This is a genomic window from Ornithinimicrobium faecis (genome assembly GCF_023923225.1).
GTDB classification, from domain to species: domain Bacteria; phylum Actinomycetota; class Actinomycetes; order Actinomycetales; family Dermatophilaceae; genus Ornithinicoccus; species Ornithinicoccus faecis.
In genome coordinates this window covers 2408874-2429181 of record NZ_CP099489.1, presented here as the reverse complement: position 1 = coordinate 2429181, position 20308 = coordinate 2408874, and the positions used below count along the sequence as shown (strand labels likewise).

General features: G+C 68.0%; 22 protein-coding genes and 1 tRNA gene. 14 read left to right on the top strand and 9 right to left on the bottom strand.

Features of this window, described 5'->3' with window-relative positions; genetic code table 11:
* Positions 1 to 19: 19 nt before the first annotated feature.
* The gene (gene glgA, locus NF556_RS11310; protein WP_252591043.1) at positions 20 to 1237 is read left to right on the top strand and encodes a glycogen synthase; all 1218 of its coding nucleotides are present in this window, start codon (positions 20 to 22) and stop codon (positions 1235 to 1237) included.
* 158 nt (positions 1238 to 1395) lie between these two features.
* On the opposite strand, the gene NF556_RS11305 is transcribed toward glgA, so the two are convergent.
* Entirely contained in the window at positions 1396 to 2145 is a 750-nt protein-coding gene (locus NF556_RS11305; RefSeq protein WP_252591042.1) for a hypothetical protein, read from the bottom strand.
* Positions 2146 to 2188: 43 nt separating this feature from the next.
* Here NF556_RS11305 and NF556_RS11300 point away from each other — a divergent pair, with 43 nt between their 5' ends.
* Genes NF556_RS11300 through NF556_RS11290 form a run of 3 tightly spaced genes read left to right on the top strand, consistent with a single transcriptional unit; the run spans position 2189 to position 4583 of the window.
* Positions 2189 to 2971 (top strand): ABC transporter ATP-binding protein, encoded by a 783-nt coding sequence (locus NF556_RS11300; protein ID WP_252591041.1) that lies wholly within the window; start codon positions 2189 to 2191, stop codon positions 2969 to 2971.
* Positions 2968 to 3729 (top strand): sulfite exporter TauE/SafE family protein, encoded by a 762-nt coding sequence (locus NF556_RS11295; protein WP_252591040.1) that lies wholly within the window; start codon positions 2968 to 2970, stop codon positions 3727 to 3729. Before NF556_RS11300 ends, NF556_RS11295 begins: the two co-directional genes overlap by 4 nt.
* The gene (locus tag NF556_RS11290) at positions 3726 to 4583 is read left to right on the top strand and encodes a TrmH family RNA methyltransferase (RefSeq protein WP_252591039.1); all 858 of its coding nucleotides are present in this window, start codon (positions 3726 to 3728) and stop codon (positions 4581 to 4583) included. Before NF556_RS11295 ends, NF556_RS11290 begins: the two co-directional genes overlap by 4 nt.
* Here the strand turns inward: NF556_RS11290 and NF556_RS11285 are convergent.
* Genes NF556_RS11285 through NF556_RS11270 form a run of 4 tightly spaced genes read right to left on the bottom strand, consistent with a single transcriptional unit; the run spans position 4555 to position 6799 of the window.
* Positions 4555 to 5091, bottom strand: a complete 537-nt coding sequence (locus NF556_RS11285) for a phosphoribosyltransferase (protein WP_252591038.1) — start codon at positions 5089 to 5091, stop codon at positions 4555 to 4557. The two genes, NF556_RS11290 and NF556_RS11285, sit on opposite strands and share 29 nt — an antisense overlap.
* Positions 5092 to 5130: 39 nt before the next feature.
* A complete protein-coding gene (locus tag NF556_RS11280; RefSeq protein ID WP_252591037.1) occupies positions 5131 to 5661 on the bottom strand; it encodes a YbaK/EbsC family protein in 531 nt (176 codons plus the stop codon).
* The gene (locus NF556_RS11275; RefSeq protein ID WP_252591036.1) at positions 5658 to 6035 is read right to left on the bottom strand and encodes a DUF3037 domain-containing protein; all 378 of its coding nucleotides are present in this window, start codon (positions 6033 to 6035) and stop codon (positions 5658 to 5660) included. Before NF556_RS11275 ends, NF556_RS11280 begins: the two co-directional genes overlap by 4 nt.
* Positions 6032 to 6799 carry a HipA family kinase gene (locus NF556_RS11270; RefSeq protein WP_252591035.1) on the bottom strand — a complete coding sequence of 256 codons (768 nt, stop codon included), beginning with the start codon at positions 6797 to 6799 and terminating at the stop codon, positions 6032 to 6034. The genes NF556_RS11275 and NF556_RS11270 overlap by 4 nt, the downstream gene beginning before the upstream one ends.
* A 38-nt stretch (positions 6800 to 6837) precedes the next feature.
* Here NF556_RS11270 and NF556_RS11265 point away from each other — a divergent pair, with 38 nt between their 5' ends.
* Positions 6838 to 8220, top strand: a complete 1383-nt coding sequence (locus tag NF556_RS11265; protein WP_252591034.1) for a DNA polymerase IV — start codon at positions 6838 to 6840, stop codon at positions 8218 to 8220.
* Between the two features lie 208 nt (positions 8221 to 8428).
* A tRNA-Leu gene (locus NF556_RS11260) sits at positions 8429 to 8512 on the top strand.
* Between the two features lie 84 nt (positions 8513 to 8596).
* Here the strand turns inward: NF556_RS11260 and NF556_RS11255 are convergent.
* From NF556_RS11255 to NF556_RS11245, 3 genes are all read right to left on the bottom strand, one after another.
* Entirely contained in the window at positions 8597 to 9487 is an 891-nt protein-coding gene (locus NF556_RS11255; RefSeq protein ID WP_252591033.1) for an RDD family protein, read from the bottom strand.
* A gap of 73 nt (positions 9488 to 9560) precedes the next feature.
* A complete protein-coding gene (locus tag NF556_RS11250) occupies positions 9561 to 11147 on the bottom strand; it encodes an MDR family MFS transporter (RefSeq protein WP_252591032.1) in 1587 nt (528 codons plus the stop codon).
* A complete protein-coding gene (locus NF556_RS11245) occupies positions 11144 to 11743 on the bottom strand; it encodes a TetR/AcrR family transcriptional regulator (RefSeq protein ID WP_252591031.1) in 600 nt (199 codons plus the stop codon). The genes NF556_RS11250 and NF556_RS11245 overlap by 4 nt, the downstream gene beginning before the upstream one ends.
* 151 nt (positions 11744 to 11894) lie before the next feature.
* Here NF556_RS11245 and NF556_RS11240 point away from each other — a divergent pair, with 151 nt between their 5' ends.
* From NF556_RS11240 to NF556_RS11230, 3 genes are all read left to right on the top strand, one after another.
* Entirely contained in the window at positions 11895 to 13244 is a 1350-nt protein-coding gene (locus NF556_RS11240) for a M20/M25/M40 family metallo-hydrolase (RefSeq protein WP_252591030.1), read from the top strand.
* Positions 13245 to 13569: 325 nt separating this feature from the next.
* Positions 13570 to 13986, top strand: a complete 417-nt coding sequence (locus NF556_RS11235) for a hypothetical protein (protein WP_252591029.1) — start codon at positions 13570 to 13572, stop codon at positions 13984 to 13986.
* Entirely contained in the window at positions 13971 to 16130 is a 2160-nt protein-coding gene (locus tag NF556_RS11230) for an HNH endonuclease signature motif containing protein (protein WP_252591028.1), read from the top strand. Before NF556_RS11235 ends, NF556_RS11230 begins: the two co-directional genes overlap by 16 nt.
* Before the next feature lie 15 nt (positions 16131 to 16145).
* Here NF556_RS11230 and NF556_RS11225 read toward each other — a convergent pair whose 3' ends face one another.
* The gene (locus NF556_RS11225; protein ID WP_252591027.1) at positions 16146 to 16331 is read right to left on the bottom strand and encodes a DUF5703 family protein; all 186 of its coding nucleotides are present in this window, start codon (positions 16329 to 16331) and stop codon (positions 16146 to 16148) included.
* Positions 16332 to 16463: 132 nt separating this feature from the next.
* Here NF556_RS11225 and NF556_RS11220 point away from each other — a divergent pair, with 132 nt between their 5' ends.
* The 5 genes from NF556_RS11220 to NF556_RS11200 are packed head-to-tail and all read left to right on the top strand — an operon-like array spanning position 16464 to position 20221.
* Positions 16464 to 16910, top strand: a complete 447-nt coding sequence (locus NF556_RS11220) for a hypothetical protein (protein WP_252591026.1) — start codon at positions 16464 to 16466, stop codon at positions 16908 to 16910.
* Positions 16911 to 16913: 3 nt separating this feature from the next.
* Entirely contained in the window at positions 16914 to 17963 is a 1050-nt protein-coding gene (locus NF556_RS11215) for an LLM class F420-dependent oxidoreductase (RefSeq protein ID WP_252591025.1), read from the top strand.
* Positions 17963 to 18781: a histidine phosphatase family protein gene (locus tag NF556_RS11210; protein ID WP_252591024.1), complete on the top strand. Its 819-nt coding sequence runs from the start codon at positions 17963 to 17965 to the stop codon at positions 18779 to 18781. Before NF556_RS11215 ends, NF556_RS11210 begins: the two co-directional genes overlap by 1 nt.
* Before the next feature lie 10 nt (positions 18782 to 18791).
* On the top strand, positions 18792 to 19334 hold the full coding sequence (locus NF556_RS11205) for a DUF3090 family protein (RefSeq protein WP_252591023.1): 543 nt from the start codon (positions 18792 to 18794) through the stop codon (positions 19332 to 19334).
* Complete coding sequence (locus NF556_RS11200; RefSeq protein ID WP_425607029.1) at positions 19229 to 20221, top strand: SCO1664 family protein; 993 nt, start codon at positions 19229 to 19231, stop codon at positions 20219 to 20221. The genes NF556_RS11205 and NF556_RS11200 overlap by 106 nt, the downstream gene beginning before the upstream one ends.
* Positions 20222 to 20308: the final 87 nt, after the last annotated feature.

Sequence of the window (20308 nt, the reverse complement as noted above, 5' to 3'; positions counted from 1 at the left end):
AGCCGCTAGCGTGGCCGTCGTGCGCATCGACATTCTGACCCGTGAATACCCGCCCAACATCTACGGCGGTGCCGGCGTGCACGTCGCCGAGTTGAGCCGTGCCCTGCGAGAGCTCCCCGACCTCACGGTGTCGGTGCGGGCCTTCGACGAGCCCGTGGACGAACCGGACACGACCGGCTATCCGACACCGCAGAATCTGGTCTCGGCCAACGCAGCCCTCAAGACACTCGGCGTCGACGTCGCGATGGCCTCGGACGTGGTCACCGATGGATCTGAGCTGGTCCACTCACACACCTGGTATGCCAACATGGGCGGCCACCTGGCGAGCCTGCTCGGCGGCATCCCGCACGTGATCTCGGCGCACAGCCTGGAGCCGATGCGCCCGTGGAAGGCTGAGCAGCTCGGTGGCGGTTATCGCGTCAGCTCCTGGGTGGAGAAAACCGCGTATGAGGCGGCCGCGGGCGTCATCGCGGTCTCCGCCGGCATGCGCAAGGACATCCTGGCGAGCTATCCGGCCATCGACCCCGAGCGGGTGCACGTGGTGCACAACGGCATCGACTCCCAGCTGTGGCAGCGCAACACCTCCGAGGAGGCCCGCGCCGCGGTCCGCGAGCTCGGCATGGACCCCGACCGTCCGGCGGTCGTCTTCGTCGGGCGCATCACCCGCCAGAAGGGCCTGCCCTATCTGCTGCGCGCCCTGGCCGAGCTGCCCGAGGAGGTGCAGGTCGTGCTCCTGGCCGGCGCTCCGGACACGGAGGAGATCAAGGCCGAGGTCATCGGCCTGGTCGACGTGCTGCGCCAGGGGCGCTCCGACGGTGACAGCGTGATCTGGATCGGTGACATGCTGCCGCGCGAGAAGGTCATCGCGGTCTTGTCCCACGCGACGGTCTTCCTGTGCCCGTCGGTCTATGAACCGCTCGGCATCGTCAACCTTGAGGCAATGGCCTGCGGTGCGGCCGTCGTGGCGACCGCCACCGGTGGCATCCCCGAGGTCGTCGTCGACGGCGAGACCGGCTGGTTGGTGCCGATCGAGCAGGTCACCGACGGCACCGGCACACCGCTCGACCCGGAGAAGTTCGTCGGCGATCTAGCGGCCGCGATCAACCATGCCGTCTCCGACCCGGACCGTGCCCGGCAGATGGGTGAGGCGGGCCGCACGCGTGCTGTGGAGCACTTTAGCTGGACGACCATTGCCGAGCGCACCGTCGAGGTCTATCGCTCGGTGCTGGCTGGCTGACTCTCGGCTGCTCACGCGCTCGGTCGAGGTGAAACTCGGGGGCTCACGCGCTCGGTCGAGGTGAAACTCGGGGGCTCACGCGCTCGGTCGAGGTGAAACTCGGGGGCTCACGCGCTCGGTCGAGGTGGTGGCATGGAGGGGTGTTGGTGGTGGTTGGCTCAGCGCCAGCCGGCGAGGTAGAGCGCACCGACGTTGGTGGCTGCGACCAGCGCCTGGGTTGAGACGTCGTGGAGCTCGCGCAGGATCCGCTCGCGCTGCAGGGTCGAGTTTGAGTCCACGCTGTGCAGCCGGTGGTCCAGCCCGGCACCGGCCAGGTTGGTGATGGCACCGGCCAGCTCGATCACCCGGATGGCCCGCGGCGGCAGTCCCTCGGGGAGCCCCCAGACCTCGTCCACGCTGCCGCGCACGACCGCCTCGAGGCCGTGGCCGCTCAGCGGCTGACCGGGAGCGTCCGCGAGCTGCTGCGTGAGGGCTGCCACGCCGCGGCGCAGCTCCAGCTCGGCATCGGGCAGGGAGAGTTGCTGGACGACGTGCTGGGGGACCGGGTCCGAGTCGAAGGCGGTCCACTGCGCCTCCCAGCCCTGGTCGCCCTCGGGACCGAAGGTCTGGATCTGCGGGACCAGGGCTCCGCCGAGGCCGGTGACATAGACCAACTCCTCCGCCTCCGTGGCCGCAGCGATCAGGTCGGCCGGGCCCCTCGGCATACTGCGCAGGTCGCCGGACCGGGGGAGCGCCACGAGCACCAGCCGCTCACCCAGGTCGCGCCACAGGCCGAGCTGGGCCACCAGACCGTCCACATGATCCAGGTCAGGCATGGCGCGGCGGGGCACCGCATCCACGTCCAGAGCGCCACTGAGCGCCGCCGTGGACCACAGCGCGACGCGCACACTTGCCGGCAGGTCAGCCATGCGGTGATGGTAAGCACCCGGCGGCAAACTAACCTTGCTCGACATGAGCGATGTCCTCGAATTTGCCGGTGTCGGTGTGCGCCGTGGCGGCAACACGCTGCTGCACGACATCGACTGGTCCGTCGAGGAGGGTGAGCGCTGGGTCGTGATCGGCCCCAACGGCGCGGGCAAGACGACTCTGCTGCAGATCGCCGCCGCCCGGATCCACCCGACGATGGGTGTCGCGGGCATCCTCGGCGAGGTGCTCGGCACCGTCGACGTCTTCGATCTGCGACCCCGCATCGGCCTGGCCAGCGCCGCCCTCGCCGACCGGATCCCCGCCGAGGAAATGGTGCGTGACGTGGTCGTCACCGCCTCGTGGGGGGTCACCGGCCGCTGGCGCGAGGAGTATGACGAGATGGACACCGGCCGCGCCGACGAGCTCCTGGTCGCGCTCGGCGTCGACCACCTGTCCACCCGCCGCTTCTCCACCCTGAGCGAGGGCGAGCGCAAGCGGGTGCAGATCGCCCGCGCCCTGATGACCGACCCCGAGCTCATGCTGCTCGACGAGCCGGCCGCGGGGCTGGACCTGCGCGGGCGCGAGGACCTCGTCGGTCGCCTGCAGACCCTGGCCGAGGACATCGAGTCCCCGGCGATGGTGCTGGTCACCCACCACGTCGAGGAGATCCCGCCGGGGTTCACCGACATCCTGATGCTGCGCGACGGTCAGGTCGAGGCAGCCGGGCCGCTCGAGACGACGCTGACCGGTGAGAATCTCTCGCGGACCTTCGGACTGCCACTGGTGGTCGACAAGCACGGCAACCGCTGGGCTGCCCGCGCCGCATGAGCGCCTTTGAGATCAGTGCGATCATTCTGGCCGGCATGTGGGCCGGCGCCATCAACACCGTCGTGGGGTCGGGCACGCTCGTCACCTTCCCGACCCTCCTGTTCTTTGGCTATCCGGCCGTCTCGGCCAACATCTCCAACAGCCTCGGTCTGGTCGCCGGCGGGCTGACCGGCGCCTGGGGCTATCGCCGCGAGATCAGGCCGCTGCGTGACCTGCTGATCAAGTTGGCGCCCGCCTCCTTCGTCGGGGCGATCATCGGTGCCCTCCTGCTCCTGGTGCTCCCGGAGTCGGCCTTTGAGGCCATCGTCCCGATCCTGATCGCCCTGGCTCTGGTGCTGGTCGTGCTGGGCCCTCGGATCAACGCCTGGGCGGCCCGGCACCACGCTGACTCGATCACCGGGGGCCGTCTGGTCGTGCTCCTCGTCGGGGTCATGTTCGCCGGCATGTATGGCGGCTATTTCGGTGCGGCACAGGGTGTCCTGCTGATCGGCATGATGAGTGTCCTGCTGCCCAACGGGCTCCAGGAGATCAACGGGGCCAAGAACGTGCTCGGCCTGATCGTGAACTTCACGGCGGCCATGGTGTTCCTCGTCATCGACCCGGCGCAGGTGAACTGGGCAATCGTCGGTCTCGTCGCGATCGGTGCCTTCTTCGGTGGCCTGATCGGCGCCCGGGTCGGGCGCCTGATGCCGCCCTGGCTGTTGCGCGCCACGATCGTGATCATCGGCGTCGTCGCCATCGTGGTGCTGCTCGTATGACGTCACCTGAGTTGCCCGTCGGCGTCACCTGGATCGACCGGGCCGATGATGAGCGGGTCAGGGACTATGTCGGTCTCACCGACGTCGCCCTGCGGCGGCTTCTGGAACCCGAGCGCGGGCTCTATCTCGCGGAGTCCGCCAAGGTGATCGACCGTGCTCTGGGGGCCGGCCACCAGTTCCGGTCGCTGCTGCTGACGCCGCGCTGGGTCACCGACCTGGCAGACCTGGTGGCGCGGGCAGTGGCACAGGGTGCCCCGGTCTTTGTGATGGACCCTGTTGTCGCGGAGGAGATGACCGGCTTCCACCTGCACCGCGGAGCGATCGCCGCGATGCACCGGCCGGTGCTGCCTGCCGTCGCAGACGTCATCGCCGGTGCGCGCCGGGTGGCCGTGCTGGAGGACATCGTGGACCACACGAATGTTGGCGCAGTCTTTCGCTCCGCAGCGGCTCTCGGCGTGGACGCCGTGCTCGTGACCCCGCGGTGCGCGGACCCGCTCTATCGCCGGTCGGTGCGCGTCTCGATGGGCACGGTCTTTCAGGTGCCGTGGACGCGGATCGATCCCTGGCCGGGCGGCCTGGCCACCCTGCGCGAGGCCGGATTCACGGTGGGTGCCTTCGCGCTGCGCGAGGACGGCGTGGAGCTGGGTGAGCTCGCGGCGGACCCGCCGGAGCGCCTGGCCCTCGTGCTTGGCACCGAGGGCGACGGACTGGGGGAGCGCACGATCGCCGAGGCGGACCTCGCGGTGCGGATCCCGATGGCTGGGGGCGTCGACTCGCTCAACGTGGCGGCGGCCAGTGCCGTGGCGTTCTGGGCGCTGCAGCCGGTCAGGCCGGAGGAGTCGAGGACTCGGTGAGGGTCCCGGCCGGTGTCACCGGCGCCTGCGCCGACCAGGGGAAGACAATCCACTCATCGGTGTGCCTCCACACGAAGTCGGGCTCGACGATGGTGGCGGACTTGGCATAGAGCACCGCGCTGCGGGTGTCGGCGCCGTGCGTGCCCAGCAGGTCCAGCACGAGCGCGAGGGTGCGCCCAGAGTCGGCGACATCGTCAACCACCAGCAGGCGCCGCCCCTGGATCGACTCGGTGTCCAGCAACGGCGCCAGCAGGACCGGGTCCGGCAGCGTCTCGTGCACGTCGGTGTAGAACTCGACGTTGATCGCATCCGAGAGCTTGACGCCAAGGGCATAGGACAGGGCGCCGCCGGGGAGCAGGCCACCGCGTGCGACCGCGATGATGATCTCCGGGTCGAAGTCGGAGTCGGCCACCTGCTGGGCCAGCTCGCGGCTGGCCGTCCCGAACAGGTCCCAGGTCAGGACCTCCTTGTCGGACAGGTCCGTGGAGTCTGCGTGGTATGCCGTCATCTGGGTGAGGTTACTCGCCTCAGTCACCGGCCAGCGCAGTCAGCTGGCCAGTCCCTCGATCACCTGGACGCCAGGCAGGTCAGCGACCAGGGCACCCGGCAGGCGCAGTTTGGAGCGCCGCAAACCGGAACCGATCACCACCTGCTCGGAGTCGACCACCCGCGAGTCCACGAGCACCGGCCAGTCCCCGGGCAGGCCGACGGGTGTGATCCCGCCAAACTCCATCCCGGTCTCGGCCACCGCTCGCTCCATCGGCAGGAAACTCGCCTTGCGCACGTCGAGGGTCTTGCGCACGGTGGTGTTCACGTCGGCCCGCGTGGTGGCCAGCACCAGCGCCGCAGCGATGCGCTCGATCTCGCCGCGTCGGCCCAGGACCACGATGCAGTTGGCACTCTCCTCGAGCAGCACGTCCGTGGAGTCGACCAGCGCCTGCGTGTCGGCCAGGTCCGGGTCGATCTCCGTCACCTCGACCGACCCGGCCAGCGGCGTGGCCTCCAGGGCAGCTCGCACGGGATCGGCCACCAGGTCGGGTCGCTCGGTGAACGGGTGCCAGGTCAGCGTGTGGGTCATGACACCAGGATGCCCAGCAGGTGTGCCAGCGTGGCAGCCGGGTCCGCGGTGGTGCCGCCGTGGATGGGCCCAGGCGCCACGATCGTGCTGCGGGGGGCACTGAGCCAGCCGAAGCGCGGCCCCAGCTTGTCCAGCCGCGGGGTCGTGGGGGAGTGCTCGCCCGCTGCGACGCGGCACACGGTCTCCAGGGACGCGCGCACGGCCTCCAGATCGAGCTCCGGGGCCAGCGCCAGCGCCTTGTCCTCGTTGAGCTCGAAGGCGCCCTGCAGGAACTCGGCCTCCTGGCTGTAGAGCACGACACCGACGTTGATGAACTCCTCGCGCTCGACGCGTGGCACGAGCCGGAGCGTGACGTATTGGTAGTCGTAGCTCACGCGCCACCACCAGGCAGCCAGGCGGCCGGGTTCTGGACCCGGGCCAGCAGATGGTCTCGGTATGCCGAGCGCACCGCCTGCGTGTCCGTCAGGTGAGTGGTGGTCTCCAGCCAGTCCTCGGGGACCTGGTCGAGCACGTCACCGATCAACTCTGGGGTGATCCGCGCGGACAACTCCGCGTGGACGCCAGGCAGGTCAGTGGCGACCCCGCCCAGCACGTGGTCATCCGCGCGGAACGGCTGCTGGGCGAACCGCTGCGGGTTCGGCTCCTTGCTCGGCCAGGAGTGGTGGAAATAAAGCGCGGCCCCGTGGTCGATGAGCCAGGTCTCGCGGTGCCACGTCAGCAGGTTGGGGTTGGACCAGGTGCGGTCCACATTGGCGGTGAACGCGTCCAGCCACACGATCCGTGCCGCGAGCTCGGGGCTGGGCGGACGGGATCCGTCATAGCCCAGGGAACCGGGCAACAGATCCATCCCCAGGTTGGTGCCGGGGGAGGCGTTGAGCAGGTCCTGGACCTCCTCGTCGGCCTCGTAGCGCGCGATGGCCGGGGGCAGGTCGATCGTCACCATCCGGGGCACCGGAAGGTCGAGCCGTCGCGCGAGCTCGCCCACGATGACTTCGGTGACGAGGACCTTCACGCCCTGGCCTGCGCCGCGGAACTTCACGACGTAGGTGCCGAGGTCGTCGGCCTCGACGACGCCGGGCATCGAGCCGCCCTCGCGCAGCGGGGTGACATAGCGGACAGCAGTGACGTGATCGAGCACGTGCCGACACTATCCGGCGCCTGTGTCACAGTGGCGCCATGCCCGCCGTCCGCCGCGAGTCCAGCGTCCTGCACGTGGACCTGGATGCGTTCTTCGCTGCCGTCGAGCAGCGCGACAAGCCCTCGCTGCGCGGCAAGCCGGTCGTGGTCGGCGGCATCGGTCCGAGAGGAGTGGTGTCGACCGCGTCCTACGAGGCGCGCGTCTTTGGGGCCCGCTCCGCGATGCCGACGTCCGAGGCTCGGCGCCGGTGCCCCTCCGGGACAGCCTTTCTGGGCGGACGCTTTGACGCCTACCGGCTCAGCTCTGGGGTCGTGATGGACCTGCTGCGGGAGCTGTCGCCGATCGTCGAGCAGGTCTCGGTGGATGAGGCCTACGTCGACCTCGCCGCTGGCACGCCTCGGGACCTGTCGCCGGAGGCGCTGCGCTCTCTGGGCCAGGAACTGCTCCACCGGATCACAGCCGAGACCGGCGGACTCACCGCCTCCGTCGGGATCGCGCCGTCCAAGATGATGGCCAAGATCGGCAGCGAGCTGAACAAGCCGGCCGGCCTGACGCTGATCGAGCCCGGCACGGAGCAGGAGGTGCTCGCTCCGATGTCGGTGCGCGCCATCGCCGGGGTCGGCCCGGCGACCGGGGCCAGGTTGCACGCCTTTGGGGTTGAGACGGTGGCCGACCTGGCGCGCGTCAGCGAGAGCGACCTGGTGGCCATCTTCGGTCAGGCGCACGGGACCAGCCTGGTGCGGCTGGCCCGCGGCGAGGATGACCGGGCCGTGGAGTCCCAGCGCGAGACCAAGAGCGTCTCGGTGGAGGAGACCTTTGAGACCGACATCGCCGACCCCGCGGTCCTGGAGCGTGAGCTCGACCTGATGGTGGCGCGACTGGCCAGCCGGATCGGCCAGTCCGCCGTCTTCGGCCGCACCACCACAGTCAAGGTCCGCCAGCACGACTTCAGCCAGCTCACCCGCTCGGGCACCCTGCCGTATGCGACCGGCGATCCGGCCGTCATCGGACGCCAGGCCCGGCGGCTGCTGGCCGGCATCGACGTCACGTCGGGCATCCGGCTGCTCGGTGTCGGGGTCTCCGGCCTCACCACCCACGCCCAGGAGGAGCTCGAGCTCGGCGAGGACCTCTTCTCAGCCACGACCCCCGCGGATCTGGAGGTGCCCGACAGCATTGGTGCCGTGCAGGAGGAGGCGCCCCCACGGCATACGGCTGAGTTGGTCCACGGCCCGCAGTGGCGCCCGGGCGCCGACGTGGTGCACGACGAGCTCGGCGCCGGCTGGGTGTGGGGGAGCGGACTGGGTCGCGTGACGGTCCGCTTCGAGGGACCCCGGACCGTCCCCGGGCCGGTCCGCACGTTCGCGACGGACGACCCGGCGCTCTCCGCGGGCGAGCCACCCGACTGGCGCCACCAACCCTGACGACCACGACCCATCACGACACCCCTCACGACCGAGCGCGTGTGCGCCTGGGAATCCGCCCCACTGAGCGCGTGAGCGCCTGACGCTGGGCCCGACCGAGCGCATGAGCGCCTGACGCGTGCCTCTCCCAAGGACGGAGTTGGGGCCGATGCGTGCTAATCTTTCACGTCGTTGCCCACCGCCTCGAGCGGTGCGAGCAGACACCCTTGTCCGGGTGGCGGAATGGCAGACGCGCTAGCTTGAGGTGCTAGTGCCCTTAACGGGCGTGGGGGTTCAAGTCCCCCTCCGGACACCGAGTGCCCCTCGGGTTTGTGCAGGTCACAGACCCGAGGGGCTTTCTCATGCGCTCGTCGTGCGGTTCACGTCCGGTCTGGGGTCAGGCCCCTCCTGGTCCGGGTGGGGCCTGCCGGAACGAGTCCAGCACGCCGCGCAGCTGCGTCGACAGCGAGCGGACGCGCGGTGCGTCCTCAACGCGGGTCACCACGCGTTGGGGTTCGGCGGCCCGGGAGGCCTCCTGCAACCTGTGGAGGTATGCGTCGGCGCTCCCTCGGTGGGAGTCAAGGTGGTGCTCGGCCTCCTGCCTGAGCTCCTGCCACTCGAAGCCGACGACCCGGGTGCCGGTCGCCAGCCCGTGCAGGCCCACTCCGCCCGTGAGCCACACGATGAGCAGCACGATTGACAGGGCGATAAACAGCTCCGCGAGGTCGACCGCGCCGGGCACGGCAAAGGCTGCAGCGCAGAGCATGCCGACCGCCAGCGCCGGGGCACCGACGACCAGGCCAGCGCGCAGCCCCATGCGCAGCGGGCGCTCGAGCAAGGACCTGCTGGCCTGGAGCTCTGGGGCGATGGTCGGCGCCGAACTGCTGTTGTGCCTCGTCACCCGCACGCGGGTGACCGCCTTGCCAATGCTGCTGCCGGTCAACGTGAGACTGAGCCAGTCGTAGGCCCAGATGACCAGCACCTGGAGGTAGATCGTGCTCAGCACCACCGGCTGGAGCTGCTCCAGCGTGGCTCCGATCGAGCCGCCGGGAAGGACGCCGGGCTCCCACTCAGCGAGGAAGTCCCGGAAGGAGTCGAAGCCGCCGAGCACGAGCGCATCTGTCGCCTGCTGAAACGTGAAGGGCAACACGATCAGGCAAGCCAGCCCGAAGGCGATGACAGAGTCCATGGCGCGGGCGATGATCCGGCGAATGAGCAGCGGCGGGTAGGCCCGCGAGGGGTCCTGGCTGATGCGGGTCGTGTCCGCGTCCACGGTCACCTCGCTCACTGGCTACGTCCTGCCAGTGTATGACCACCCGGTGGCCAGGGCGGGGCCTGCGCGGCGCGGTGTCGCCCCCAGGTCAGCGCTCGGTGCTGGACACCACCAGTTGGCCCTCGGCGAGGGACTCAGCCGTGACGTCGTCCTCGACACTGGTGGACAGTGTCTTCTCCTTCACAAACATCAGCACGATCGCGGCGCAGATGGCGAGCGGCGTCATGTAGAGGAAGATCGGGATCAGCGCCTCGTTGTAGGACTGGACGATCGTCTCGCGCAGCGCATCTGGCATCTGGTTGACCAACTCGGGCGTCAGGGAGTGCGCGCCGTCCTGCGGACCAGTGCCCGTGGGCACCTTGTCGGCCACGAGCGACACGAGGCGGCTGGTGAACACGCTCCCGACGACCGCGGTGCCCAGGGTTGCACCGACCTGGCGGAAGTAGTTGGTCGACGCGGTGGCCGTGCCGACATCACGGACCGGGAACGAGTTCTGCACGATCAGCGTGAGGATCTGCATGCTCATGCCCAGGCCGATGCCCATCACGCCCATATAGACGCAGACCAACCAGGTGGGGGAGTCCCACTTCAGGGTGGACAACAGGACCAGGCCGAGCGCCAGCAGCAAGGATCCGACGATCGGATAACGCTTGTAACGACCGGTCCGGGACACTGCCATGCCGGACACGGTCGAACTGATCAGCATCGAGCCCATCATGGGGACCATCAGCAGGCCCACGACCGTGGCCGACAGCCCGGTGGCCATCTGCAGATAGGTCGGCAGATAGCTGATGGCGCCAAACATGGCCACACCAGTGAAGAGGGCAGCGATCGTGGTCAGGTTGAAGTTGCGGTCCTTGAAGAGCGCCAACGGGATGATGGGGGCCTGTGCCCGAGACTCTGCCAGGACGAAGAGGCCGCCGGCGACCAGGGCGACGGCACCCAGGCCCAGGATGACCGGGGAGGTCCACTCGTATTCGCTGCCGCCCCAGGTGCCGACCAGCACCAGCGAGGCGGTCGCGATGGCCATCAGCATCATGCCGAGGTAGTCCATGCGCGGGCGCTTCTCACCGGTGTCGCGACGACCGGGCAGGAAGGCGATGGTCGCGGCCGCAGCGAGGGCACCCAACGGCAGGGCGATCCAGAACACCCAGCGCCAGCCGGGACCCTCGGTGAACCAGCCGCCCAGGAGCGGCCCGGCGACCGAGGAGAAGGCGAAGACGCCACCCATGATCCCCATGTACTTCCCACGCTCGCGCGCGGGGATGACGTCAGCGATCGCGGCCTGGCTCAGAATCATCAGACCACCGCCGCCGATGCCCTGCACGACGCGGGCCACGATCAGGGCGTTCATGTCGCCCGCGAGCCCACCCATGATCGAGCCGGCCACAAAGACTGCAATCGCAAAGAGCAGCAGCGGCTTGCGGCCGAGCATGTCGCTGACCTTGCCGTAGATCGGCATCATGATCGTTGAGGCGAGAATGAAGCCGGTGATCACCCAGAGCATCTGGTCAACACCGTGCAGCTCGCCCACGATGGTGGGCAGCGCAGTGGACAGCACCGTCTGGTTGAGCGAGGCCAGCAGCATGGTGACCATCAGGCCGGCGAACAGCAGCTTGATGTCGCGCTTCTCGTGACCCGGGTGCAGCGTGGTGGGAGTGTCAGTGGTTGTCATAGTGCGGTACGTAGGACCTCTCGGAAGGTTTCGATGCCTTGGTGCAGCGTCTCCTGGTCGTCCGCGGTGACAGACCCTGGCTGCTGTTGATAGCTAAAGCGGATGACCGCGCCGGCGAGCGTGATGAGCGCGCGGGCGGCCTCCTCGGTGTTCGGGAGTGACTCGGGCTGTTCCTCGATCACTTGCAGGGCAAGTCGTTCGGCGTCGGCGATGCGCAGCATGAAGCGCTTGCGCAGATCGGGATACTCGGCGGTGAGCTCCTTGCGTCGCACCGGATCGTCACCGGGGACCAGCGCCGTGCGGATGACGGCGGCCAGCAGCTCGACCGCACTGCTGAGCAGGTCGCTGCCCACCCGGGTGCGGAAGGACTGCAGCATCTCGTCGGTCAGCTCCGGCGTGCGGAGCCCGACGACGGCGTCTTCCTTGGTCGGGAAGTAGTTGAAGAAGGTGCGCTGAGACACACCGGCACGGTCGGCGATCTCGTCGACGGTGACGTTGATCAGGCCCCGGTCCAGGACCAGCTCTGCGGCTGCATCATGGATCGATCGGAAGGTGTCGGTGCGCTTGCGCTCTCGAAGGGAGAGTGAAGTTTGCACTCCTGCATATTATGCAGTTCTGCAAAAATGTGCAAATCGGTTGGGGACAGGCATCAGACGGGCCGCCGTATGCCGTGAGCCGGCCATCCATGTCAGGTCACCTGCCGAGGGGGCTGGCCCCTCGGCATACGGTCGGGCTAGCCTCGGTGACATGACCTCCTCGACGCGCCCTGACGCCACCACCGTGCCCTCCGCCCAGGATGAGGTCGTCCAGCTCTGCAAGGACCTGATCCGGATCGACACCAGCAACTATGGGGACGGCAGTGGGCCGGGGGAGCGGGTGGCTGCGGAATACATCATGGAGAAGCTGACGGAGGTCGGCCTCGACCCGCAGCTCACCGAGTCCGACCCAGGCCGAGCCAGCGTCGTCGTGCGCACCCCGGGGCGTGACTCAAGTCGTCCTGGACTGGTGCTGCACGGGCACACCGACGTGGTGCCCGCCGCCGCCGAGGACTGGCAGGTTGACCCGTTTGCCGCCGAGGAGAAGGACGGTTGCATCTGGGGCCGCGGGGCCGTGGACATGAAGGACATGGACGCGATGCTGCTGGCCAACGTGCGGCACATGGCACGGACCGGGCAGCAACCACCGCGGGACATTGTGTGGGCCTTTTTCGCTGATGAGGAGGCCGGTGGAGTCAAGGGCGCCGGGCACGTCGTGGAGAAGCACCCGGAGTGGTTCGAGGGCTGCACCGAGGCGATCTCTGAGGTGGGCGGCTTCTCGATCACCTTGGACGGCAAGGCAACTGGCGCACCCGAGCGGGCCTATCTGCTCCAGACCGCGGAGAAGGGCATTGCCTGGCTGCGGTTGCACGCCCACGGTCGCGCCGGTCACGGGTCGGTGCCCAACGAGGAGAACGCGCTGGTGCGGTTGGCCGGGGCGATCAACCGGATCAGTGCCCACCCGTGGCCGCGGACCTATATCGCTTCGGTGCGTGAGCTGTTCGATGGCATTGCCGGCATCACCGGTGCGACCTGGGGCGAGGAGGACGCCGAGTCGATCCTGGCGCGACTGGGTGGGGCACGCGGGTTTGTCGAGGGCACGCTGCGCGACACCGCCAACTTCACGATGCTCGACTCGGGCTATAAGCACAATGTGATCCCGCAGACCGCCTCGGCGTCGCTGGACGCGCGGTTCCTGCCGGGCCACGAGGACGAGTTGATGGACACGATCCGTGAGCTGGCGGGGGAGTTCGTCGAGGTGGAGATCCTCCACAAGGACGTTGCTCTCGAGGCCTCCACCAGCGGCGAGTTGGTCGAGTCGATGAAGCGCGCCCTGCTCAAGGAGGACCCCGGTGCGCATGTGTTGCCGTATTGCCTCTCCGGCGGGACGGACAACAAGCACCTGTCGCGGCTGGGGATCGAGGGTTACGGGTTTGCCCCTCTCATGCTGCCGCCCGACCTGGACTTCGTCGGGATGTTCCACGGCATTGACGAGCGCGTGCCGGTCGACGCGTTGACCTTTGGGACGCGGGTGTTGCAGCGCCTGATTGACGACTGCTGACTCCTGCCAGGGCCCCCACTGTCCGTGGTCGACTGCCTCAACCGCCCTCAAGAGCCTGCGCTTCACCGATGCTTCGCCGCCTGCACGATGTCCGCCGCCGGGTGTCAGTGGTCGCTGGCAAGGTGGCTCTCAGTTGGCGATGAGGTGGCTGGCGCTTCGTCGCCAGCCACCGAGGGTGAGCATGGCCACCAGCCCTACCGGACGGACCGGTTGAGCTGTCCACAGATCCGGAAATACCTCTAGCGCCCGTCGAACACTTGTGCTATTCTGGTGGTAGTTGGACAGGCCGGGAACGCGACGAGGCGAGCGGGAGGGGGTGTTGTTGGTGATGCAGGCCAGGTCGTTGGAAGAGCACCTTGAGGATTACCTGGGGCAGGAGTTGACGGCCCAGGCTCTTGCTGGTGAGTTGGGGCGGCGTCCGCGGGTGCGGCTCTCTCCTGAGGTGGAGCCGTGGTTCGTGTTGGACCCGTCGCTGTTTGAGGACATGGACGTCGATGGTTACCGCCCGCGGGTGACGATCCTGGTCGAAGACGACTCCCCGCACAGCGATGCCAACGGCAAGATGTGGTGGCCCCTCGACCTCGACCCCAACACCCCGGGCCATTACTCGCCAGAGGGCGGCTCACCGGATGACACCGATGACCCGCGGTCGCGTGCCGCACGGGCCCAGCTGGCCGCGACCGCACAGTTGCGGGTGGGCCTGAGGGTCTCGGCGTCGACGACGCGATGCTCGACTCGTTGACCGCGTTGGCGCAAGCGTGTGCCACGGTCAGCGACGAGCAGGCCCACCACGACCACGGCGAGGACAACGGGGAGGGTCTGGTTGAGGCCCCTGCTCTCGTGGCTCGCGGTCAGGCGCTGTTGTCCAGCATCGAGGCGTTGAACGCGACCGCTGGCCACCTGGACGCGGTCCTGCTCTCGGCGACCCGGCAACTGACGGGTGTCGATGCCCAGATCCTGCTGGCCGATAAGGGCGCGACGTCCCCCGATGAGCTGACCGCGTCGCAACGGAAGAAGTGGCGTGCCTACGGCAAACGTGTCACCCGCAACGAGATGGGCGCGGCGATGGGGTGGTGCCCGGGTGAGATCTCCGACCTCGTTGCTTTCGCCAACCTGCCGCCCGCGGTCACCGCCCCGGTCAACCATTCGTTGGTGACGGGTGAGTCGACGTGGCGGCTGGTGCGCCGCTACCAGCGGGCCTGCTCCACCTTCACCACCGAGGACGCTGCTGCTGTGGCCAACGGGATGTTCGGCAACGACCCGAAAGCTTCCGTGTCTGAGCGGCTCGACTCTGCTGGTGAGTTCCTCGGTGGGCCGTGGCGTCACCGCGAGTTCTACCGGGCCCTGGACCGTGAAGTGAACAAGATCAAGGGTCGTGACCCCGAGTCGACGAAGAAGACCAGGGAAGACAACCTCGCCGCCAACGACACGAGGGTGTTGATCGAGGACAACGGCACCGCCCAGATCATGATCGGCTGCACCGCCACCCAAGGCGCCGCGGTCGCTGACCGCATCGAGAAGGCTGCCCGGGCTGCCCGCAAGGCCGGCGACACACGCCCCCTGTGCCAACTCCGTGCCGCGGCCGGGATCGCCCTGCTGCTGCACGGCACCGCAGACCTCGACAGCTTGCCGGACGACCCCGACCTGGTCACCGTCGGGCAGTCCGAGCAACTCACCAAACTCCTGTACGGCCTGCCGGCTGCGCAGCTCAACGTCATCGTCCCGCTGAACACCCTGATCGGCACCATCCCCAACGGGCTGATCCCCACTGGGTTCGGCCCTGGGACAGGCGCGGGCGTGGATGCCGACGGGAACCCGATCCCCGCCGCGTTCGCCGCGGCCAGCACGGCCACTGGTCGGTCGGTCACAGGTGGTGGCGGGTCCTGCACCTGCGAGTGCACCTGCGGCGCAGAGGCCGGCGAGTCTGTCGCTGATCCTGATCGAACACCCAGTGGCGGTTCGAGGGGACAAGACTGTCCCGAGCCCGGCCAGGCAGGACAAGACTGCCCACCACCACGAGCGGAGCCCGATGGTGAGGTCGGCGTCGGCGAGGTCATCGGCAAACACAGTGTCTTCCTGACCCCAGACGAGGTCCGCACCCTCGCGTTAACTCCTGGCTCGACGATGTACCGACTGCTGACCGACCCCGCGACCGGGGTCCTGGTCGAACGCTCCATCAGCGCGTACCCATTCGATCCGGGCATGCGGGCCCACATCATCGCCGCTGATGTTTTTTGCCGCATGCCCGGTTGTCTCAAACCCGCGTCGATGGCCCAGATTGATCACGTCCAGGAACACGGCACCCCCGGCGGGCACACCTGCATCGCCAACGGTCAACCACTGGACGCCCCCGACCACGACCTGAAGACCAAGAAACTCTGGGACGCGGTGATCCACGCCAACAGAGACGTCACCTGGACCACCCTGCTCGGGCGGATCTACACCACCAAAGCTCATGACTACCGCCAGTACACCAAGTTGTTGACCGCGGCCACGGACCAAGTTGAGGACGCGATCGCCTCCGGCACCGACCCTGCTGCAGCTGTGGATGCCGCGGTGTACCAGGCCCTGTCCTACCGGCCGTCCGGAGCCACCCTCGAAGCTGAGGATGACGACGACTGGAGCGAAGTCTTCACCGGCTGGGACTCCGTGACGTTGACTCACACTCCTGAGAACGGGAAACGGTCCTACCACCCGAACCCCGAGACCATGCGTGCCGAGGCACAACGCCACCACGACACCGACGACCAAGTCCCCGACAGCGAGAAGGACACCGGGGACGCTGACCAGAAGCACGGCAAGCCGACCGCTGGTGAGCACGAACAGCCCGACGACGGGCCCACCACCCCCTGGACCCGCGACCCCGACGAACCGCCACCCTTCTAATCCGGCACCGGGAACTTACGCGGTGCGCTGGACGCGGATGATCCGTCGCCGCAGGATCGCCTTGCGGACACCACCCATGAAGAGGCTGACCCGCCACAGCTCCCAGTGTCCATACTCCGCGTGGTCTGCCAGGGATTGGCGCACAGCAGCCCGCGACTCATCCCGCCCGAAGGTCAGCATCTGATACTCGTATTCGGCCATCGAGACAGATACTGCGCACGTGCGCTCGAGAAATCAACCCCATCGTCGGCGAGCCGGTTCCGTTGTCAGCGGTTGCGTCGTTCTGGGGGCACTCCCGGCGCGGCAGGCAGCGAAGTTCGCTAACGTCAGGCCATGACGTCTGACCCGCGGGCCGCGCTGTCCACCTTCATCGCTGCACTAGAGACTCACCTGGAATTGTCGGCTGTCCGTCGTGGGGAGAACGACCCGGCAGTCGTCACGGCCTACAACAAGGTCGCCGATGCCTTTGTCGCCTATGACGACGCCCTCCTCGACGCCTTTGGCGAGGTCACCCCCCTTGACGTCTATTCCGATGAGGATGACGACATCGACGATGCTGCGGTCCTCGATGACGGCGATGACCCCGATGAGGGCGATGACCTCGATGACCCATCTGGCGGGGCGGGTGGCTATCTCGGGTTGGATGACGAGGAGTACGACGTTGATGACGACGATGATGACGGCGACGACGATGATGAGGACGATGACGAAGAAGACGATGACGATCTTGACGACGATGACCACAGCGACGATGACAACAGCGACGACGGGCGGGCCTAGGGCGTGAAGCTTGGACTGAGCGCTGGCTGGTGGGGGACCGGTCAGGACGAAGACAACCTGGCCCTCGTGCAGCGTGCGGAGGAACTTGGCGTCCACGTGGTCTGGGCTGCAGAGGCCTATGGCGTTGACGCCGTCACGGTGCTGTCCTGGATTGGAGCACGCACGTCACGCATCCGCCTCGGTGCTGGCGTCCTGCAGATCCCTGGGCGGACCCCAGCCATGACAGCCATGACGGCAGCCGGTCTCCGAGCCCTGTCCGGGGGTCGGTTCAACCTGGGCCTGGGTGTCAGTGGTCCCCAGGTGTCTGAAGGCTGGCACGGCGTGCCTTTTGCCAAGCCCCTTGAGCGCACCCGCGAGTATGTCGACATCGTCCGCCTGGCGCTGGACCGTCAGAAGGTCGAGTATCACGGGAATCACTTCGAGTTGCCGCTCCCAGACGGTGCCGGCAAGCCGTTGCGGAGCACAGCAGCACCATCCGAGCAGCCGGTGCCCATCTATCTGGCTGCGGTGGGCCCGAAGAACCTCGAACTCGCCGGTGAGATCGCCGACGGGTGGCTAGGCATCTTCCTGAGCCCGGAGTTCACGGGGGAGCAGCTGGCCTCGATCCGCACGGGTCTGGCCAAGTCCGCCAATCCTGACCGAGAGTTCACCTTCGATGCCACCGTGCCGCTCAGCGTCGACGATGACGTGTCGGCAGCGGCTGACCGCGTGCGCCCCTACGCCGCGCTCTATGTCGGGGGTATGGGCTCACGCAAGCAGAACTTCTACAACGCCCTCGCGGTCCGCATGGGTTATGAGGAAGCAGCCGGCAACGTGCAGGACCTCTATCTGGGCGGTCAGTATCGCGATGCCGCCGCCGCGGTGCCTGAGCAGTTCATCGATGACACCAGCCTGCTTGGTCCCAAGGACCGCATCGCCGAGCGGCTCACCCGCTATGCAGAGGCCGGTATGTCGACAGTCACCATCTCCCCCTACGGCCAGTCTCTGGGGGAGCGGCTCTCGACACTCGAGACTGCGGTCCAGGCGGCCGAGCAGGCCGGCATCCTCGACTGATGGCGATCCTTATCCTGGTGCGACACGGGCGCACTACAGCCAATGCGCAAGGCATCCTGGCCGGCTGGACTCCGGGAATCACCTTGGATGACAAGGGAGTTGAACAAGTTGCTCGACTGGGCGAGCGACTGAAGGCCACGCCGCTTGCCGCTGTTGTGAGCAGCCCCCTGGAGCGCTGTCAGCAGACAGCTGCCGCCATCATCGGAGCCCAGGAGAGCCAGTCGCTCCAACCAGGGAGCGGTGGCGGGCCCGCCGCCGAGCCAGTCGCCGGGCCAGCCGCCGTGCCCGCCGCTGAGCCCCTCGCAGTTCAGTCGGACGAGGAGATCGGGGAGTGCCACTACGGGGCGTGGACCGGGCGCAAGCTCAAGGAACTGTCCCGGGAGGCCTTGTGGCGAGACATCCAGGAGCAACCGAGCACGGTCACCTTCCCGCCACACGACGACTTTCGGGCAGAGTCGATGCAGGGCATGCAGGACCGCGTCGTGCGCGCGATCACCCAGTGGGATGCCCAGATCGAGGCCGAGCACGGACCTGGGGCAGTGTGGGTCGCAGTGAGCCACGGTGATGTCATCAAGTCGCTCGTGGCCCATGCGCTCGGCAGCCCGTTGGACCGCTTCCAGCGCATCATGATCGATCCAGCGTCGGTGAGCATCGTGCGCCAGGCCAAGAACCAACCGTTTGTGCTGCGGGTCAACGACACGGGGTCTGATCCGGTGGATCTGCGCGGGTTGTCAGAGTCGTTGAACCAGCCCAGCACGGATGACAACGGTGAGTCGAGCGACGACGCGGCTGTCGGCGGTGGCGCCGGCACCGATTAAGGTCGACGACATGCCTCAGCACGAGTTCGACCCGCCGGAGCGGTTCATCGCCGCATCCGTCGGGCCACCGGGACAGCGGACCTTCTTCCTCCAGGTGTCTGGGGCCGGGCAACGCATGACGGTCTCCCTGGAGAAGGAGCAGGTGAAGGTCCTCGGCGAACGCCTGGCTGACCTGCTCGATCAGGTGGCAGGCCTCGATGGAGCACCCGAGGCCGCAGTCGGGATGACAGACAACGCCCCGCTGGACACCCCCATTGAGGACGACTTCCGCGTCCAGAGCCTCAGCCTGGCCTGGGAGCCCTCCCGTCGCAGGGTGGTGGTCGAGGCCCACGAGACGGCCGACCCCGAGGACATGGACGAGGAGACACTCGACGAGACCGAGGTCGCCCTCCTGGAGAGCATCCGGGTCGTGCTCACACCCCCGATGGCTCGTGCCTTTGCCGAGCGGTGCAAGACGTCCGTCGAGGGGGGACGACCCAACTGTCCATTCTGTGGGCAACCACTCGACCCGAGCGGCCACATCTGCCCTCGGGCCAACGGTTATCGGCGTTGACCAGCGAACCAGGACGTGCAGGCACTGAAGACCTCGAGCCCGCTGGACAGTTCGAGGTGGAGGGCGTGCTCACGGATGCCTCCAACCTGACCGCGAGAGTGCTCTACACAACCGCGGACGGGCAACCCACCGGCCGGCGCGGACTCTATAAACCCATCCGTGGCGAGGCCCCGTTGCGCGACTTCCCGGAGGGCACCCTTGGGCGCCGGGAGGTTGCGGCCTTTCTGGTCAGTGAGGCCGGTGGATGGGGGCTGATCCCGCGCACCATCATGAGCGAGGGGCCCCTCGGGCCAGGGTCCGTGCAGCGGTGGATCGACTGGGAGCCGACCGGACGCGGCCCCGGTGACGGGCTGCTGGAGATCTTCCCTGCCGGTGCCGTCCCCTCAGGTTGGCTCGCGGTCGTGCACGGCGAAGGTGCTGAGGGCCAGCCCGTCGCTGTCGCGCACCAGGACGCCCCGGACCTGGCGTCGCTGGCTGTCCTCGACGTGGTGCTCAACAATGCCGACCGCAAGGGCGCTCACCTGGTGCGGGACGCGGAGGGACACCTGTGGGGCTTCGACCACGGCCTCACCCTGCACGCCGAGGACAAGTTGCGCACGGTCCTGTGGGGCTGGGCCGGCCAGCCGTTGCCTGCCGACGACGTCGAGCGTCTGCAGACTCTCAGGGACTCCCTGAGCAGAGCTCACGCCGACGGCGCGGGAACCGCAGCCCCCGCCGACGGTCACGCACCACCCACGACCGCGGACTCGGCAGGGACGGCGATCTCTGCGCTGATCAGTCCGTGGGAGTTCCAGGCGCTCAGCGATCGTGTGGATGAACTCCTGACGGAGGCAATCTTTCCGGCGTTGCCCACGGAGCGCTACGCGTTGCCCTGGCCCTTGTGGTGAGGCAACGCGTGGGGAGAGCTGTGGCGCGGTAACCCCTGTGGTGAGGCGACCCTCCGATGCCGTTGCGTCACCGTGACGCATTAGGCT

Bases quoted from the DNA above. Each gene is read 5' to 3' on its own strand.
- NF556_RS11295 (WP_252591040.1), top strand. From the start codon at position 2,968: ATGAGCGCCTTTGAGATCAGTGCGATCATTCTGGCCGGCATGTGGGCC.
- NF556_RS11225 (WP_252591027.1), bottom strand. From the start codon at position 16,331: ATGGCCGAATACGAGTATCAGATGCTGACCTTCGGGCGGGATGAGTCG.
- NF556_RS11285 (WP_252591038.1), bottom strand. From the start codon at position 5,091: ATGACGGCATACCACGCAGACTCCACGGACCTGTCCGACAAGGAGGTC.
- NF556_RS11305 (WP_252591042.1), bottom strand. From the start codon at position 2,145: ATGGCTGACCTGCCGGCAAGTGTGCGCGTCGCGCTGTGGTCCACGGCG.
- NF556_RS11210 (WP_252591024.1), top strand. From the start codon at position 17,963: ATGGCGATCCTTATCCTGGTGCGACACGGGCGCACTACAGCCAATGCG.
- NF556_RS11280 (WP_252591037.1), bottom strand. From the start codon at position 5,661: ATGACCCACACGCTGACCTGGCACCCGTTCACCGAGCGACCCGACCTG.
- NF556_RS11205 (WP_252591023.1), top strand. From the start codon at position 18,792: ATGCCTCAGCACGAGTTCGACCCGCCGGAGCGGTTCATCGCCGCATCC.
- NF556_RS11240 (WP_252591030.1), top strand. From the start codon at position 11,895: ATGACCTCCTCGACGCGCCCTGACGCCACCACCGTGCCCTCCGCCCAG.
- NF556_RS11300 (WP_252591041.1), top strand. From the start codon at position 2,189: ATGAGCGATGTCCTCGAATTTGCCGGTGTCGGTGTGCGCCGTGGCGGC.
- NF556_RS11230 (WP_252591028.1), top strand. From the start codon at position 13,971: ATGCTCGACTCGTTGACCGCGTTGGCGCAAGCGTGTGCCACGGTCAGC.
- NF556_RS11220 (WP_252591026.1), top strand. From the start codon at position 16,464: ATGACGTCTGACCCGCGGGCCGCGCTGTCCACCTTCATCGCTGCACTA.
- NF556_RS11250 (WP_252591032.1), bottom strand. From the start codon at position 11,147: ATGACAACCACTGACACTCCCACCACGCTGCACCCGGGTCACGAGAAG.
- NF556_RS11290 (WP_252591039.1), top strand. From the start codon at position 3,726: ATGACGTCACCTGAGTTGCCCGTCGGCGTCACCTGGATCGACCGGGCC.
- NF556_RS11265 (WP_252591034.1), top strand. From the start codon at position 6,838: ATGCCCGCCGTCCGCCGCGAGTCCAGCGTCCTGCACGTGGACCTGGAT.